The 17231-nt window shown below is 42.0% G+C and carries 18 protein-coding genes and 1 pseudogene; 16 read left to right on the forward strand and 3 right to left on the reverse strand.

Translation table 11 applies throughout. From position 1 onward, the window contains the following. Window position 1: 1 nt before the first annotated feature. The 3 genes from V7K55_RS02565 to V7K55_RS02575 are packed head-to-tail and all read left to right on the forward strand — an operon-like array spanning window position 2 to window position 2647. Window positions 2-1804, forward strand: coding sequence for an ABC transporter ATP-binding protein (locus V7K55_RS02565; protein ID WP_334827871.1), 1803 nt, complete (start codon window positions 2-4; stop codon window positions 1802-1804). A gap of 39 nt (window positions 1805-1843) precedes the next feature. After that, on the forward strand, window positions 1844-2098 hold the full coding sequence (locus tag V7K55_RS02570) for a TIGR03643 family protein (RefSeq protein ID WP_094328016.1): 255 nt from the start codon (window positions 1844-1846) through the stop codon (window positions 2096-2098). 15 nt (window positions 2099-2113) lie between these two features. Further along, a complete protein-coding gene (locus V7K55_RS02575; RefSeq protein WP_334827873.1) occupies window positions 2114-2647 on the forward strand; it encodes a dihydrofolate reductase family protein in 534 nt (177 codons plus the stop codon). Between the two features lie 130 nt (window positions 2648-2777). Here V7K55_RS02575 and trxA read toward each other — a convergent pair whose 3' ends face one another. Next, window positions 2778-3125, reverse strand: coding sequence for a thioredoxin (gene trxA, locus V7K55_RS02580; RefSeq protein ID WP_094328019.1), 348 nt, complete (start codon window positions 3123-3125; stop codon window positions 2778-2780). Window positions 3126-3326: 201 nt separating this feature from the next. After that, window positions 3327-3644 carry a hypothetical protein gene (locus V7K55_RS02585; RefSeq protein ID WP_334827876.1) on the reverse strand — a complete coding sequence of 106 codons (318 nt, stop codon included), beginning with the start codon at window positions 3642-3644 and terminating at the stop codon, window positions 3327-3329. Window positions 3645-4029: 385 nt separating this feature from the next. Between V7K55_RS02585 and V7K55_RS02590 the strand changes: the two genes are divergently transcribed. After that, entirely contained in the window at window positions 4030-4239 is a 210-nt protein-coding gene (locus tag V7K55_RS02590) for a hypothetical protein (protein WP_334827878.1), read from the forward strand. A gap of 282 nt (window positions 4240-4521) precedes the next feature. Here V7K55_RS02590 and V7K55_RS02595 read toward each other — a convergent pair whose 3' ends face one another. Beyond that, window positions 4522-4830 (reverse strand): hypothetical protein, encoded by a 309-nt coding sequence (locus V7K55_RS02595; protein ID WP_334827880.1) that lies wholly within the window; start codon window positions 4828-4830, stop codon window positions 4522-4524. A gap of 479 nt (window positions 4831-5309) precedes the next feature. Here V7K55_RS02595 and V7K55_RS02600 point away from each other — a divergent pair, with 479 nt between their 5' ends. The 12 genes and pseudogenes from V7K55_RS02600 (at window position 5310) to V7K55_RS02655 (ending at window position 17218) form a co-directional block, all read left to right on the forward strand. Next, entirely contained in the window at window positions 5310-5606 is a 297-nt protein-coding gene (locus V7K55_RS02600; protein ID WP_334827882.1) for a hypothetical protein, read from the forward strand. 196 nt (window positions 5607-5802) lie between these two features. Continuing rightward, a complete protein-coding gene (locus V7K55_RS02605) occupies window positions 5803-7473 on the forward strand; it encodes an ABC transporter ATP-binding protein (protein ID WP_334827884.1) in 1671 nt (556 codons plus the stop codon). A 568-nt stretch (window positions 7474-8041) separates the two neighbouring features. Beyond that, entirely contained in the window at window positions 8042-9832 is a 1791-nt protein-coding gene (gene typA, locus V7K55_RS02610) for a translational GTPase TypA (RefSeq protein ID WP_334827887.1), read from the forward strand. A 142-nt stretch (window positions 9833-9974) separates the two neighbouring features. Continuing rightward, the gene (locus V7K55_RS02615) at window positions 9975-11099 is read left to right on the forward strand and encodes an AAA family ATPase (RefSeq protein WP_334827889.1); all 1125 of its coding nucleotides are present in this window, start codon (window positions 9975-9977) and stop codon (window positions 11097-11099) included. 130 nt (window positions 11100-11229) lie between these two features. Continuing rightward, a pseudogene (locus V7K55_RS02620) lies at window positions 11230-11523 on the forward strand (BrnT family toxin). Next, window positions 11486-11737 carry a BrnA antitoxin family protein gene (locus V7K55_RS02625; protein WP_334827891.1) on the forward strand — a complete coding sequence of 84 codons (252 nt, stop codon included), beginning with the start codon at window positions 11486-11488 and terminating at the stop codon, window positions 11735-11737. The pseudogene V7K55_RS02620 and the gene V7K55_RS02625 overlap by 38 nt, the downstream one beginning before the upstream one ends. Before the next feature lie 267 nt (window positions 11738-12004). Then, complete coding sequence (locus V7K55_RS02630; RefSeq protein WP_334827893.1) at window positions 12005-13168, forward strand: DUF58 domain-containing protein; 1164 nt, start codon at window positions 12005-12007, stop codon at window positions 13166-13168. A 343-nt stretch (window positions 13169-13511) separates the two neighbouring features. Further along, window positions 13512-13877 carry a ferredoxin thioredoxin reductase catalytic beta subunit gene (locus tag V7K55_RS02635; RefSeq protein ID WP_094328080.1) on the forward strand — a complete coding sequence of 122 codons (366 nt, stop codon included), beginning with the start codon at window positions 13512-13514 and terminating at the stop codon, window positions 13875-13877. Further along, window positions 13874-14266 carry a DUF309 domain-containing protein gene (locus V7K55_RS02640; RefSeq protein WP_334827895.1) on the forward strand — a complete coding sequence of 131 codons (393 nt, stop codon included), beginning with the start codon at window positions 13874-13876 and terminating at the stop codon, window positions 14264-14266. Before V7K55_RS02635 ends, V7K55_RS02640 begins: the two co-directional genes overlap by 4 nt. A 231-nt stretch (window positions 14267-14497) precedes the next feature. Then, on the forward strand, window positions 14498-14995 hold the full coding sequence (locus tag V7K55_RS02645) for an LptA/OstA family protein (protein ID WP_334827897.1): 498 nt from the start codon (window positions 14498-14500) through the stop codon (window positions 14993-14995). A 30-nt stretch (window positions 14996-15025) separates the two neighbouring features. After that, on the forward strand, window positions 15026-15754 hold the full coding sequence (lptB, locus tag V7K55_RS02650) for an LPS export ABC transporter ATP-binding protein (protein ID WP_334827899.1): 729 nt from the start codon (window positions 15026-15028) through the stop codon (window positions 15752-15754). A gap of 348 nt (window positions 15755-16102) precedes the next feature. Further along, window positions 16103-17218 (forward strand): LptF/LptG family permease, encoded by a 1116-nt coding sequence (locus V7K55_RS02655; protein WP_334827901.1) that lies wholly within the window; start codon window positions 16103-16105, stop codon window positions 17216-17218. Window positions 17219-17231 lie beyond the last annotated feature (13 nt).

A 17231-nucleotide genomic window follows, 5' to 3' on the forward strand; every position in this document is an offset into this window, starting at 1 on the left:
TATGAGAGGCACTATTCCCGTTGTTGCATCTGACGATCGAGCGAGTAAGCAAATCTCCACCCTGCAACGCTTTTTGCAATATCTGCTACTTTATCGCAAAGAAATTCCCATCGCCCTGACATTAGTATTTATTGGGGCCGCAACCCAAGCAATTGGCCCATTTTTCCTCGGTTGGTCGGTCGATCGCCTAATTGCCCAAGGTAATTTGCAGGGACTCTTAATTTTATTAGGGCTACTAGCGCTGAATTACGGACTTGGCATCATAGCAATTCGGGGTCAAATTATTCGAGTCGGCTGGATTATGCAGCGATTGCTGGCTCAATTGAGGCAAGATATTTTTACTAAAATCCAAAGTCTGCCCCTCAGCTTTTTCGATCGCAGCGAAGCGGGCGATTTAATGAGCCGTCTGCTAAATGATGTCAATACTGTAAATCAGGCATTTGGATTAACCATCGCCCAAATGCTGGGCAACGTTTTCAGTTTGGTCGGCATAATCATTGCTATGCTCTCCATCAACCTGCAACTTGGATTGTTGAGCAACCTGGTTGTGCCACTGATGATTTTTACCACAAGTTTGTTTGCCCGTTGGGCAAGAGCCAGGTTTCGTGTTACTCGACAGACTATTGGGCAGCTTTCCGCCAAGTTGGAGGAAGATATTGGCAGCGTCAGAGAAGCACAGGCATTTAATCGGGTACAGATGAATATCGCAGAATTCGATGTTCTTAACGCCGCCAATCGTGATGCCAACGTCGAAGCTGTAGCAATTACTTCCGCCTTTTTGCCCTCCATCGATTTTCTCAACACACTTGCAACCGCAGGTGTGCTGGCTTACGGCGGCTATCTCGCAGTCACTGGATCTGCAACAGTGGGTGTGGTGACATCCTTTTTACTTTACGTCCAGCAGTTCTTCCGCCCGATCCAGATTCTCAGCCAGTTTTACACCCAAGCTCAATCTGCTTTCGCCGGATTAGAGCGAATCTTTCTATTACTAGATGAACCGTCAGAACTCAAAGATGCACCCGATGCGACAGAAATGCCGCCCATTCAGGGGAAAGTGACATTTGAAAATGTCAAGTTTGGCTATAACCCAGATCAATTGGTTCTTAAAGGCGTGAATTTGCACGCCTATCCAGGACAGATGATTGCATTAGTCGGGCCGACTGGTTCGGGAAAAAGCACAATTATTAACTTGATTTTGCGCTTTTATGATGTCTCTGGTGGTGCAGTGAAAATTGATGATATTGATGTGCGTAGCGTTACTCAAGCAAGTCTACGCCGTCAAATTGGCATCGTTCTACAAGATAATATTTTGTTCAGTGGCACTGTCGCCGAAAACATTGCCTTTGGCGCTCCCTATAGTACCCAAGCTGATATCGAAGAGGCTGCACAACTGGCAAATGTGCATGAGTTCATTACCTCACTGCCACAAGGTTATACAACCCAATTGGGTGAACGGGGAGCGCCCCTGAGCCAGGGACAGCGACAACTAATCAGTATTGCCCGTGCGGTGTTGATTAACCCCCGAATTCTGATTCTCGATGAAGCCACCAGTAGTATTGACACACGCACAGAAGCGCTAGTACAAACTGCGATCGCACGTTTGCTGCAAGGTCGAACCAGCTTCGTAATTGCCCACCGTCTCAGTACAGTTACCCAGGCAGATAAAGTATTAGTAATTCAGCAGGGAGAAATTGTAGAGCAGGGTACTCACGTCGAACTCGTCAATCAGCAGGGTGTTTATGCCAACCTTTATGCCTTGCAACTGGGTGCAGCAGACACAACGGTTCTTCAAAATGAAAAGTAAAATATATATAGCTCAAATTTACCAATTGTCAGAAAAGGAATGAAGCTACCTAACCTCGATTCACAAACCATCGATCGCATCATTGAGATGGCATGGGAAGATAGAACATCTTTTGATGCTATTGAAGCTCAGTTTGGGCTGCTAGAGAAACAGGTAATTGCCTTAATGAGGCGCGAAATGAAAGAATCTAGTTTCCAAATGTGGCGAGAGCGAGTCACCAAACGCAATACAAAGCATTTATCTAAGCGAGAATTTATTGCAGGTCGGTTTAAATCGCACAATCAAAAAACGTAACTAATTGAAAGCAAAATGACGAAAGTTACACTCTACATTGCAGCTAGTTTGGATGGCTATATTGCTCGCAGCGATGGCGGAATTGATTGGCTATCAATCCTTGATATAGAGGGGGAAGACTACGGTTATGGTGATTTTTACGAATCCATTGATGCGATTGTTTTGGGCAGCAATACTTATGAAGTAGGGCTTGGTTTTGATGAATGGCCTTATCCGGGCAAGAAATCTTTCGTTTTCACCAAACGCCATCTCCAATCTGACCGTGAGGACGTTGTATTTGTTTCCGATCCAGTCAATAACGCCTTAGCAAATATAGAGGCTCAAGGTTTTGAAAATATCTGGCTAGTTGGTGGCGGAGCATTAATCAATTCGTTTCTTCAGCACAGTTTGATTGACGAATATATTATTTCAACTATTCCAACTATCTTAGGTAGCGGTATACAGCTTTTCCCACCGCCTAGCCCTGAAGAACAATTGGATCTGATTAACTCGAAACAATATTCTAGTGGTTTACTGCAATCAAATTATAGGCGAAAAGTGAATCACTAAAAATGTATAGCTCATAATTACGCTTTAGGTGGCGATAAGTTCAATGCACCAAACTTCGGGGAATTTAAACACCACCTGAAACGTCATTGCCGTTTTTAGGAATCGGATATTTTTTAATTACGAATTAAGTTTAAACAACCTCAAGAAGCTTCTGAACAGCTTCGCTAAACTGCTCGTAAGGAGAAACTCCCACGATGGTTTCTGCTAAATTGCCATCTTTGAAAATTAAAACTGCTGGAATACTGCGAAGACCGAATTTTTTGAAAATTGGCTTATTGTTATCAACGTCTACCTTCACGACTTTGGCGCGGCCTTTGTATTCCTGGGCGAGTTGATCCATTAACGGACTGACCAGCCGGCAGGGGCCACACCAAGTAGCTGTAAAATCAACAACAACAACTTTCTCTTCACTTCCATTTAAAACAACATCAAATTCACTTTCTTCAACGTAATTAACTATCTGAGTATCAGTAGACATTTTTTTATTCCTTAGTATCAAACTAAAATTGCAGTAAAAAACTCACTATACAAACTATACCTCCTTCTGCCTGTCAGATTCACCAGTCACTTACATTGAGAAAGCCCCGCAACTGACTTTTGCTCACTAGCGGGGATTTGATAATCTTATGGTGCATCATGCGATCGCTACCAACCTACCTAATCCAAAAATCTCACACCTTCAAGACGTAGAAGCGTCATCTCGATCGAAAAGTTCTAACAAGCCAATTGTGCCTACAAAAAAAGTATAAGTAGCATACTGGATTGGTATCTTTTTTATTGAAGGTGCATAAAAAGCTGCTATAATACCCAGGGTAAAATGGCACGTCATGGCAAAACGCTCAATCCAAAAAATTGGATTCAGGCTGCTTGGTACATTAATATTAGTTAGTCCGGCATAAATATTCCACGATTCTAATCCAATTGCACTGGTTATAAGCACTGTAGATATAACTTTTACAAAAGGAAAAATGTTTTTCTTTATAAACTTTAAGTTCATGCCGTTCACAAAAAATTATTGAAAATACTGATAATTCTCAGTAAAATAACACACAAGCTTATCGGTGAGGACTTACGCAAAAAGTCTCTCAAACTATTATTTTTCCGTGTTCTCTGTGCCTAGCATTTCCGTTATTCATGCGTAAGTCTTAATGTGCGTTATCTAAAATTATCCCTAAGTCAACCAATCTTATATCATAATTCCCGTTTTTGTAAAAGCCTCTAAAAAGATCGACACAGTGGATTAAATCTCCCACACCCATGAACACTACGAGTAATGAAAATTAAATAACCAGATATAAAAAAAATGACAAAAGTGTGGAATAATACATTGGAGATAAGTTTAATTGCACTCCATAGATTAGATTGATACAAAATGTAAAGCTATGATTGCTCAATATTACAACTCAAGTCACGTTGAAAATGACTTGCTTAAACAGATCCAAATTAAAGAAAATCAGCTAAGAATTGCCCAAGAGTCTAATATGCTCTATGTAGTAGAAGCATTACAGAGTCAATTATTAAGGTTACAGAGTCAGTTGTCAGAGCCGCAAGACGTTGAAGTTCAAGCGTTGATGAGTTTGCTAGACAATTAAGATTGTAAAATTTTATTGCAAAGTTTATTCAACATGTAAAAACTCTGTTATCAAAAAGCAGATCATACCCATTGTTATGCCTGGGTATAGCTGAGTTGCTATAGATCAATAATTAACAGTACAACAAATAGCGATCCAAGGTCTTATAGCCTTTCCTAATCACATGAGTTACATCATAGTCCCCTCATCGCTTGCGGGGAGGGGGTTGGGGGTGGGGTTCTTGTACTTCACTTGACTAAGAACCGCTATATAGAAGCATAATAATTCTTACTTAGATAAGATTTAGATTTTTTGCTGAGTAGGTGGTCTTTTAATCTGCCGCACTAAATCAATCTTAAGAACAGGTTTTATTGAGGACAGTTGTCTTTGTCTGAGAATTTGAATTTCTCTCTCAATCGAGTCTTTTCCTTGCCTAAAAAAGTCTTGAGAATTATATGGAACTAAGTCACGGGATAAACTTTGAGTTTGTGCTGGAGTCAAATTAGGAAGGGGTTGTTCAGCATTGGCAGAAGTTTGTACAGCCAGTAACAAAGCTATTGAAACCAGCAAGGGTTTGATGTTTATACATCTGGCGAATATCAGGTTTAACATGATTGATACATCTGTTGCGTAAATCCTGCTTCAAACCATCTTCGGTTGGTCTTACTATAATCAAAATACACTTATTGGCTTACTAATTACCTCCCACAAATGGGTGAATTAATCGGCTAAACTACCTTATCAATATCTGGAACTGGCCGATCTGATTTAATGTGCTAAAGGTTGGGTGGATACGCACTAATTGGGGGATAGTATCTATTGCTTCAGTGATAATGCTGTAGTAGGTACTTCTTGTCTGTAACAGCAAATACTAAATCATGAATTGTATTTTATACAGGTATTCTTTCCTAAATTCAGGCAATTATTAGGTGATATATTGGCTTAACCATAGTTTTCGGAGATTTTAGGCTTGCTAGTTGTTAAATCATATAAATATAATTGATACTAAAATATATCAGTATTTTAACTGTTGTCTTAGCTGTTAATACTTACCTAATATGTAGCACAATCTTTTTCATATCTTAGTCATTGTGAAATCTCTTCTACAGACTTACTTAGAACAAGAAATCTGGATACTAGTACGAGATAAGTGGTATTTCGCCACAATTATTGGAGCTTGGGATGATTTATTGTGGTTTAAACATAGAACTTACAACAAAGATACAGAGGAAGATACTCTCTGGGAAATGGTTGTAAAAATCAGTGAAGTAACTGCTATTGATAAAGTTAGGTCTGTTATTAGTAGAAAACCAGACGTGCTTATTTCACGGCTACTAGAAACTGAGCAAGGCATAAACGATGGTTATCATCCAGATCGCGAACATTAATTAGCTTAATAGTAAAAATACCTGCTTGTCTCCTAATATTAACTGATGAAAATTGAGACAAGCGGTATAAATCACTACTATAAAAAATTAGCTAAGACAATAAAGATGTTTGCATAGCGGAGGTTAAATACTAATCTGATAGACTATCTTAAATTTGAAATTATAAAAGCTGGTAGCCCAGGGCTGATAACTAACTATGAGTGAAGCCTTATTCTGTATCGAAAATCTGCGAGTTGCCTATCCTCAACGGAGTGGAGAAGAGGCAAGCTGGGCGGTTGATGATGTATCTTTCACCTTGCAACCAGGTGAAAAAATGGGATTGGTGGGAGAGTCGGGTTGTGGTAAGTCAACTATCGGGCGGGCAGTAATGCGTTTACTACCAGCCTCTAGTCGGATTGAGGGACGGGTGACATTTCAAGGACAGTCAGTATTTGACTTGATGCCTAACCAGTTGCGGAAGTTTCGAGGAGAAGCGATCGCTTTAATTTTCCAAGATCCCATGACACGCCTCGATCCGTTGATGACGATTGGTAAGCATTGTATCGAAACCCTCCAGGCGCACTCACCAGAATTATCAACGCGAGAAGCCAAAAAAAAAGCACTTGCTACCTTAGCAAAGGTGAATATTCCGGCTAGTCGCTGGAATCAGTATCCCCATGAGTTTAGCGGTGGAATGCGCCAACGGGTTGCGATCGCATTAGCTTTACTCCTCAACCCCAAGTTGATTGTTGCTGATGAACCCACCACCAGCTTAGATGTTACTGTCTCGGCGCAGATATTGAAAGAATTAACTCGTCTGTGCGGTGAAGAAAACATGGGATTATTGCTGATTTCTCACGATTTAGCAATGGTAGCTGAGTATTGCGATCGCATTGGCGTAATGTACCAAGGCAAAATGGTGGAAATGGGTTCTACAGAAACCGTATTTAGGGAGCCTCAACATGAATACACGCGATCGCTCTTAAAAGCAGCTTTACACATTCAAGCAGTAAAAGATGATGGAGAATTGATAATTGCCAATGACTCAGAAAAGCAATTACCGATTATTAATGATAAATCCCCAATTTTGAGTATTACTGAACTCAAACAATACTATACGATAGAGCCTAACTTTATCGAACGACTGTTTAAGACACAAACCCAGACAATAAAAGCAGTAGATGGGATTGACTTGGATCTTTATCCAGGAGAAATTCTCGGCTTAGTTGGGGAATCAGGTTGTGGTAAAAGTACGCTGTCACGAACAATTTTGCAACTAATTCGCCCCACCAGTGGCAAAGTAGAGTTTTTAGGACAAGATTTAACTAAACTGTCGCGTCAAGAAATTCGCTCCTCACGGCGACAAATCCAAATGGTTTTTCAAGATCCTCATGCTTGTCTTAATCCAGCGATGACGGTGGGACAAAGTATCGCCGATCCTTTATTTATCCACAATCTAGCCGATCCGATTAAGGCAAAAGAACAGGTTTTTTGGATGCTAGAGAAAGTTGGTTTAACACCGCCAGAAGTCTATTATGAGCGTTATCCATCAGATTTATCTGGGGGACAACAGCAAAGAGTTGCGATCGCTCGCGCTTTGATTACTCACCCCAAACTTTTGATCTGCGATGAACCAGTGAGTATGTTAGACGCTAGCGTGCAGTCGCAAGTGCTGGATTTGATGTTGCAATTAAAAGAAGAATTTGAGTTAACCTATCTGTTCATCACCCACGATCTTTGGTTAGCGCGATTTTTGTGCGATCGGATTGCCGTGATGAATGACGGTAAAATTGTTGAAATCGGTCTGACAAAAAAGATTTTTGCCAATCCTCAGCACCCTTATACCAAAACCCTACTAGCTGCTGCTCCCTTACTAGCACGCGCTTAACTAAACAAAGTCAGGACATAATAAGTAGTAAAAATCTCCGATTCCCCTATCTGCGCCTCTGCGGTTAATTGATTTTTGCAAATAATTTACGACTACTATATCTAGAGAAAAAAGTTTATTTTTCCTGACATGATAAACTTATATAAGTTTGGGGGTAGTGATGGTATTTAATTTCTCAAAAATTGGCTGGTAAAACTGCCCCCAGACATTGACATTTGAGATGTCAACACTAGTTATAAATGCTGGTGTCAATAATTGCAGAGGTCAAGCTAATTTACAGGGCAAAAAATATCTAAGAAATTTTAACCAGACATTTACCTACCCTTCAACTACCTCGGTTATGGTTTCTAAAAATATAGGGTAAATAATTTCACCTTAAGCACACGATTTAGCCCGCCTAACTTTGCATCTCAGCAGCATTTACAAAACTCACCGCAATTGTGACGATTAAGCTAGAATTATTAAAGGTTCTTTACAGAGTTTTGCTAATCATACCTAATTCTGTTAAAAAAGCCTAGCATTCAAATGTAAATCTCAAAACCCCATATAGAGTTCACCAAAAGTTTCTATGACGCTCCCAATTCGCAACGTCGCCATTATCGCCCACGTTGACCACGGTAAAACCACCTTGGTTGATGCACTCCTCAAACAATCCGGCATTTTCCGCGAAGGCGAAGACGTTCCGGATTGCGTTATGGACTCCAACGCCCTAGAACGGGAACGGGGTATTACTATCCTGTCTAAAAATACGGCGGTTCGCTACAAAGAAACACTAATAAATATTGTTGATACTCCTGGACACGCTGACTTTGGTGGCGAAGTTGAACGCGTACTCGGCATGGTTGACGGATGTCTTCTAATTGTCGATGCCAACGAAGGCCCCATGCCCCAAACACGCTTTGTCCTCAAAAAAGCTTTAGAAAAAGGGCTACGCCCCATCGTTATCATCAACAAAATTGATCGTGGACAAACTGACCCCCACGTTGCTGTTGATAAAGTGTTGGATCTGTTCTTAGAATTAGGTGCAGATGAAGACCAGTGCGATTTTACCTATCTGTTTGCCTCTGGTATGGCAGGTTTTGCGAAGGAAAGCCTGGAAGCAGAATCGGTAGATATGCAACCCCTGTTTAACGCGATTCTGCAACACGTCCCACCACCAGTAGGCGACAGCAATAAGCCTCTGCAATTGCAAGTTACAACCCTAGATTATTCTGAATATCTGGGACGGATTGTAATTGGCAGAATTCACAACGGTACTATCCGAGCAGGACAACAAGCAGCTTTAATTACAGAAGATGGCACCATCGTCAAGGGTAAAATTACCAAATTGATGGGCTTTGAAGGACTAAAGCGCATAGACATGGAAGAAGCAACCGCAGGTTATATTGTGGCGGTGGCTGGTTTCGCTGATGCTTATATTGGGGAAACCATTACTGATCCCAGCAATCCGCAAGCTTTACCACTAATTAAAGTGGATGAACCAACCTTGCAAATGGCCTTCTGGGTGAACGATTCGCCCTTTGCTGGTCAAGAAGGTAAGTTGGTGACTTCCCGTCAAATACGCGATCGCTTATTCCGCGAACTCGAAACCAACGTTGCTTTGCGGGTGGAAGAAACCGATTCTCCCGATAAATTCCTTGTTTCCGGTCGTGGAGAACTCCACTTAGGTATCTTAATTGAAACCATGCGTCGGGAAGGCTTCGAGTTTCAGGTATCTCAGCCACAGGTAATTTACCGCGAAATCAACGGTCAACCTTGCGAACCGTTTGAACTCCTGGTGTTAGACATTCCTGCTGATGGTGTGGGTAGCTGTATTGAACGCCTGGGACAACGCAAAGGCGAAATGCAAGATATGCAACCAGGTAGTGGCGATCGCACCCAACTAGAGTTTGTCATTCCCGCCCGTGGTTTGATTGGTTTCCGGGGTGAATTCATGCGGATGACTCGTGGTGAAGGCATCATGAACCACAGCTTCTTAGATTACCGTCAACTGAGTGGCGATATTGAAGCCCGTAATAAAGGCGTTTTAGTCTCATTTGAAGAAGGTGTTTCTACCTTCTACGCCATGAGAAACGCTGAAGATAGAGGAGCATTCTTTATCACTCCCGGCACAAAGGTTTACAGAGGTATGATTGTGGGAGAACACACTCGTTCCCAAGATTTGGAACTAAATATCTGTAAGACCAAGCAATTAACCAACCACCGGGCTGCTGGTGGCGATGAATTGGTGCAACTGCAAGCACCGATAGACATGAGCCTAGAGCGTGCTTTGGAATACATCGCGGCCGATGAATTGGTGGAAGTTACACCCCAATCTATTCGCCTACGGAAGATGTCGAAGAAGTTGGCGAAACGGTAAGTAAAGCAATAACTTAATTGATTTAAAAAGCCCGCTGATGCGGGCTTTTTATTTTCTGGTAATAGCAAAATGAATAACTTAATACCTGAGTGGGTAATATAACACTGTGTAATTCATTGTGTTCACTGTCTGGTGTATATATATGTCGTGGAATTCCACAGTCTTTAGTATCTGTGCTTCCGGCAATTCTTGGTTATGGGCTGCTTGGAGTAGCATTGATGATGCTTATAATTTTCTAGAAAAGCCTGAAAAACAGTTAGAGATTGATTGCTTGTTTTTTGCTGAAGCTGCTTCTAAAGAAAATGCAATAAAAACAGCTCGTAACCTATTGGGTACTGACATTAAACAAATAGGCAACGAATGGGCAGCAGAAGTTTGTAAAGAGATTCACAAGCAACCTCACATTAATGCTAATCAACCTGAAGTAGTCACTAATGAGCTTCAGCTATGTTTAGATCAACTTCATTCATTAACTGGATTAAGTGCTGTAAAATCTACCGTTCAAGAGTTGGTAAATATTGCAAAAGTAGCCCAGATGCAAGCTCAAGCGGGTATAAAAGCTCCTTCAATCACTAGACACCTCGTATTCACGGGAAATCCCGGAACAGGCAAAACCACAGTAGCTAGGATTTTAGGCGAGATATACAAAAATCTTGGTGTTCTATCAAAAGGCCATTTTCTTGAAGTAGATCGGACTAATTTAGTTGCAGAATACTTGGGACAAACAGCACCCAAAACAGCAAAAGTAGTTGAATCTGCTCTTGGTGGTGTACTTTTTATTGATGAAGCTTACTCCCTTGTTCCAGACGGACGCGGCGATATGTACGGACAAGAGGCAATCAATACTCTTTTAAAAATGATGGAAGACTACAGAGAGGATCTGGTAGTTATTGTTGCAGGATATAAAGGGGAAATGTCTCGATTTATTGAATCTAATCCTGGTCTAAAGTCCAGATTTGCAAGGTCGATTCACTTTGAAGACTATTGTCCGTCCGAGTTAACCGAGATTTTTAAAGTCAGGTGTGAACAGCACGGCTATCTGTTCTCAGAGAAGACTTTAGAAGCAGTGCATCTCTTAGTTAATCAATTTGAACATCAAATAGGAAAACTTGGAAATGGTAGATTTGTGAGAAATATCTTTGATCGTTGTATTGCCATTCAATGTAACCGTTTAGCAGCATTAACCCAACCATCAAAAATAGACCTCAAAACCTTTCAATCTGCTGATGTTCCCACTCATGAGCAACTGGCGGAGTATCTTGTTTGAGAATGTCAAAGTATCTACTACCCCCATTGCGATCGCCAATTATCAGCATAGAATTACAGAGTTGTAAGTCACTTATCACAAGCACCACAGTTCTTGAGGCGTATGGTGAAAATCCAGTAAAATACAAGGTATGAAATTCGAGTGGGATCACCAAAAGAACCAAGCAAATATTGCAAAGCATGGACTTGATTTTGCAGACGCGCCCAGAATGTTCAATCTACCACTACGTATTTCTCTAGACGAACGTCAAGACTAAGGCGAGGATCGATGGATTGGGTTGGGAATACTTGATGGACGTGTTGTGGTTGTAGTTTTTACAGAACCAGACGAGCAAACAATCCGAATTATTTCACTTCGCAAAGCTCTGCCTTATGAACGAAAACGATATGAACAATTCCTCAAGGACGAACTGGGACAAAGTTGACTCACTCACAGAAAAGGAAATTGATACATCTGATATTCCTCCGTTAACCGAGGAATTTTTCGGTAAGTCACGGTGGTGGAAACCTGTAACACCAATGAATGTTATTGTCCAAGTAGATCCTGAAACGCTGGCTTGGTTCCAATCTCAAGGCGAGGATTATGAAAAGAAAATGGCTGCGGCACTACGCATTTATGCAGAGGCTCACAAGATGTAAAGATGTTTCATGAAGAAGGAAGTTGAACAAGATTCTGTCCCGCATTCTTCGTCTATGTACTCATGGGCGGGGTTAGGGACTAGCCTCAATAAACGTGGATCGGATAAACCAAATTATAGAGCGGTTTCAATAAGAACATCAGGCACAACCCCTCAGACACAATATCCAGGGTTATTGGTAAAGGCGCTATACGTGTTTCAATAAGAACATCAGGCACAACCCCTCAGACACTGTGAATTTTGGGTGGTGTTGGGTTAAAAAAGAAACATGAAAATTATTAAACCCATCACCAATTGGTTAGAAAACCGCGCTTGTGCCCCTACTTATGGCGGTTGGGTACTAGCAGCAACGGCTATTTGTTTTTTTGGAGCAGGTATCAATACGATGGCTGGTTGGCTGTATGCCATTAGCGGCATCAGTTTTGCTCTTTTGGGTGTAGCAGCCATCTTACCGCCGCGATCGCTCACAGGTCTATCCATCACCCGCAGTCCCATACAACCTGTGTCAGCCGGCGACGATCTGACTGTGGAATTAGAAATCCGCAATCAGACACAACAGCCTGTCAGCTTATTGCAAGTCGAAGATATACTATCTTTCGTCTTAGGGAAACCAGTACAAAAAGCAATTGAAACAATTCCTAGCCAAGGTAGTTACCGTTGGGTATATTACCACCCTACCCAGCGCCGGGGCATTTATCGTTGGCACACTGTCGAACTAGGTTCAGGTGCGCCTTTGGGATTGTTTTGGTGTCGCCGTCAACGTGATTGTGCTGCGACAGCGATCGTCTATCCCACAATCTTACCCTTAGCTACCTGCCCCTTAGTGGACGAAATGGGGCAAGAAGAGAGCAAAAGGGGAGATCCTCGTGGTAGACCATTGCAGACAGCGACAACAGGGCTGGTGCGATCGCTCCGTCCTTATCGCCTTGGAGATCCCACCCGCCTAATTCACTGGCGAACTAGCGCCCGTTATGGTGAATTAAGGGTGCGCGAGTTAGAAATGGTAACAGGTGGACAAGAAATAGTTATTGCCCTTGATAGTGCTAGCAATTGGGAAGAAGAAAACTTTGAACAAGCAGTAATTGCCGCAGCTTCACTGTATTTCTACGCACAGCAACAGCAATTAGAGGTGCAACTATGGACAGCATCCACAGATTTAATCAAAGGCGATCGCTTTGTCCTAGAAACCCTAGCAGCAACCACAGCCCTAGAAGATGCCAGTTCAGTAGTTCCTAAAAGTTATCCTTTGATTTGGCTGACTCAAAACCCCCTGAGTGTTGCTACTCTTCCTCAAGGTAGTCGCTGGGTTTTGTGGCCAAATATTTCTTCACCAGCAGAACAAGAGATAATCAATCGCGATCATCCTGGTATTTTTGTGCAGAGCGATCGCGCTCTACAACCCCAACTACAAAAAACATTAAATTCGTATTAATCAATACTTTAGACAAAAAATCACACCCTAGAAGGGCTATACTAACAAAGCCGATCTCTACAGATTGTAAAGGTTTTAGCCTATAGAGGCAAGCTTTGTTCGTATAGCCGAAACTTCTAAGTATTCGGGCAATAGTCTGCCTCAAGATACAACTTGATTTTTGATTAGCTTAGAAGTTAAACTTCTGTGATTTTTAAGATTTTTTCTGATCCCAGCACACCGGACATATCAGCCTTTGAGCGAGAGTAAAACAATTTGGGCGGGTAAGGTTGGGGAAATACACCCAGTAATCCCTTAGTGCGACTGAGGTACAATGCAAAGAAATATTTAAATTATGAGCGACATGATCACATCAGAACATAACACAAAATCCAGCGATAGAAGCCTAGAGGCAATGCGGCATTTTTCCGAACAATACGCCAAGCGGACTGGAACATACTTCTGTTCTGAACCTTCTGTTACCGCAGTTGTGATTGAAGGGCTAGCCAAACATAAAGACGAACTAGGTGCGCCTTTATGTCCCTGTCGCCATTATGAAGATAAAGAGGCTGAAGTTCACGCTACATATTGGAACTGTCCCTGTGTGCCAATGAGAGAACGCAAAGAGTGCCATTGTATGTTGTTCCTCACCCCTGACAACGAGTTTGCTGGCGAAAAACAAGATATCTCTCTCGAAACAATTAAAGAAGTCCGAGACAGCATGGGATGAGCGAAACCATCCCCCAAGAGTTTTGGCAAGGCGTAGAACAGTTCAATTCTGGTCAGTTCTACGCCTGTCATGACACTTTAGAGGCTTTATGGATTGAATCTGGCGAACCAGAAAAAACCTTTTATCAAGGCATTCTCCAAATTTCTGTAGCACTGTATCATTTAGAAAATCGCAACTGGCGAGGTGCAGTAATTCTACTTGGAGAAGGTGGCAATCGCCTGCGCCGTTACCCATCTAGTTACGGCGGTGTTGATATAGATGAGCTATTGAGTCAGAGTGCAGCATTGTTAGCGACATTACAACAAATCGGGCCAGATAAGATTACATCTGGCGATCTAGGTGAAAATCAGGTCTTATCTTTACCTAAAATTGTGCTATCTACTGATTGACATCTGGTAAATTAATTATGCGTTGCTCGAAATCCTTCGTAGGCACAATTTATGAATTGTGCCTACGTCATTTTCACTCAGATGCCAATTACCTGAAACCTTGAGGTTGGGGGTAGCGTCACTATTTCAGCCAGTAGTTATCGGAAATCACTCCAGATTGGATATTTCATATCTGGATAAAGTACTTGAGATAATTAGAATGCAAGCTGAAATCCTAAATCCCCAATTGCTATGATGCCCTGCTATCAATTGCCCATATCCCAGATCCGTCGCTTGGGATTAGCTTTAATGCTCCCAGCTGCACTCTGGGGCGCTTTTGTCTTCCCTACCCAAGTGCAAACCGCTACTGCACAAACATCTAAAGACAATCGCCCCCTCACCATCCGCGCTGATGTGCAAGAATATGATGCCAAAAATCAAGTAGTCACCGCTCGCGGTAACGTGCAAATGTTGTATCCTTCTCGTCAGATTCAGGCAACATCTGCTCAAGCACAGTACTTTAGTAAAGAGCGCCGAATTGATTTCAGTGGCAACGTCTATATTTTGCAACAGGGCGGTAACAGTATTCGGGCAGAGAAGGTAACGTATTTAATTGATGAAGGGCGATTTGTTGCCTTACCCCAATCCAACCGTCAGGTAGAGTCTATCTACATGATCGAGGAATCAGATAATGGTGGACAAACCGCGACACCTGCCCCAAAAACACCCCCTTTGAAGCCTTCTAATTAGCATTTACCACCAAGAAAGGGTGCTTCCAGCGTGAAAATTGTTTTAGAGAATATTCACAAATCTTACGGCAAGCGAGTAATTGTCAATCGTGTCAATATTTCTGTTGCTCAGGGCGAAGTCGTTGGTTTACTAGGCCCCAATGGGGCTGGTAAAACGACGACCTTTTACATTGCCACAGGTTTAGAAAAGCCCAATCAAGGAAAAGTTTGGCTAGGTAATCTGGATGTTACGGGAATGCCAATGCACCAAAGGGCGCGACTGGGTATTGGCTACCTAGCACAAGAACCAAGTGTTTTCCGCCAACTCTCGGTACAGGATAATATTCTTTTGGTGCTAGAGCAAACGAATGTGCCACGATGGGAGTGGTCAAGACGACTCACAACTTTATTGCGGGAGTTTCGCTTGGAAAAATTAGCCAATAGCAAAGGAATTCAACTTTCTGGTGGTGAACGACGGCGGACTGAATTAGCAAGGTCTTTAGCTGCTGGCCGAGAAGGGCCAAAATTTTTACTTTTGGATGAACCATTTGCGGGAGTCGATCCGATCGCAGTCTCAGAAATTCAGCAAATTGTCGCACAACTGCGCGATCGCGGCATGGGAATCTTAATTACAGATCATAATGTCCGCGAAACCCTCGCCATCACCGATCGCGCCTACATCATGCGTGAGGGACAAATTCTCGCTTTTGGTGCTGCTGACGAACTCTACAGCAATTCCCTCGTGCGGCAATATTATTTAGGGGATAATTTTCAAGTTTAAATTTACAATTATTTAGTTAATAATTTCAAAGGCTATTTTTATATTTAATTGAAATTAAATTAAATAAATTAAAATTTTAATCTAATTTATTCGATTCTACTTTCTTACCCATTGAAAACTAAATTTTGATTCTAAATACAGCCGTTTGCAACTAAGTTTTGCAACTAAGTGAGGTAAATAACTTAGACTTCAACACCAAATCTGAAGACTACTTTTATTACTTCTGCCCCCTGCCTCTTGCTTCCTGCCTTCACCAGGGTTGCCAATATTTAACTGTTCAAATTGCTTATGATATCAAAGAACTTCCCGTCTTTCTACAAGCTCCGTTTGCTGCTACCTTTGACGATCATGGATCGTTACCTTGCTAGCGAATTGTTAGCGCCGTTTTTGTTTGGTGTCGGAGCTTTTTCATCACTTGGTGTCACCATTGATGCTGTATTCGATCTGATCAGAAAAATTGTAGAATCTGGGCTACCCATAGACATTGCCATTCAGGTTTTTTTGTTAAAGTTTCCCAACTTTATCGTTTTAGCCTTCCCGATGTCTACGCTGCTGGCTACTTTGATGACCTACAGTCGTCTTTCTAGTGAGAGCGAACTAATTGCCCTGCGTGGTTGTGGGGTTAGCGTCTATCGCATAGTGCTAACTGCTGTGATGTTGAGTCTTGTAGTCACAGGAATGACATTTGTATTCAACGAACAAATTGCACCGGCAGCAAATTACCAAGCAGCGATGACTCTGGATAAAGCCCTTAAATCAGACAAGCCCACTTTTAATCAGCAAAATATTTTCTATCCCGAATACCAAGATGTTACACAGCCTGATGGCTCTAGAAATAGAATATTGACACGCTTGTTTTACGCCGACCAATTTGATGGTAAGCGGATGAAAGGTTTGACAATTATAGACCGCTCAACAAAAAATCTGAATCAAATTGTAGTATCAGAATCTGCCCAGTGGAATCCTTCTCAAAATGTCTGGGATTTTTACAACGGTACTATTTATTTTGTTGCTGCCGATCGCTCTTATCGCAACATCGTCAGATTTGAACACCAACAACTGCAACTACCGCGCACGCCGTTAAGTTTAGCAGAAAAAAGCCGTGACTATGGTGAGATGAATATTGCCGAAGCACTAGATCAACTACAAGTAGAACTTCTCGGTGGCGATCGCCAAAAAATTCGTAAACTCGAAGTGCGGATTCAACAAAAAATTTCCTTACCTTTTGTATGCGTAGTTTTTGGCTTAGTAGGTGCAGCAATGGGAAGTATCCCCCAGCGAACTGGAAGAGGTACCAGCTTTGGGATTAGCGTTGTAGTTATTTTTTCATACTATTTAATTTTCTTTATTAGTGGTGCGATCGCGCAAGCAGGTGCCCTCTCTCCCTTTATGGGCGCTTGGTTGCCTAACTTTCTTTTCTTGGGAATCGGTCTATTCTTGTTGATGCGAGTTGCCAAACGGTAAATTGAGGGGGATG

Source organism: Nostoc sp., assembly GCF_036919895.1.
Lineage (GTDB): Bacteria > Cyanobacteriota > Cyanobacteriia > Cyanobacteriales > Nostocaceae > Nostoc.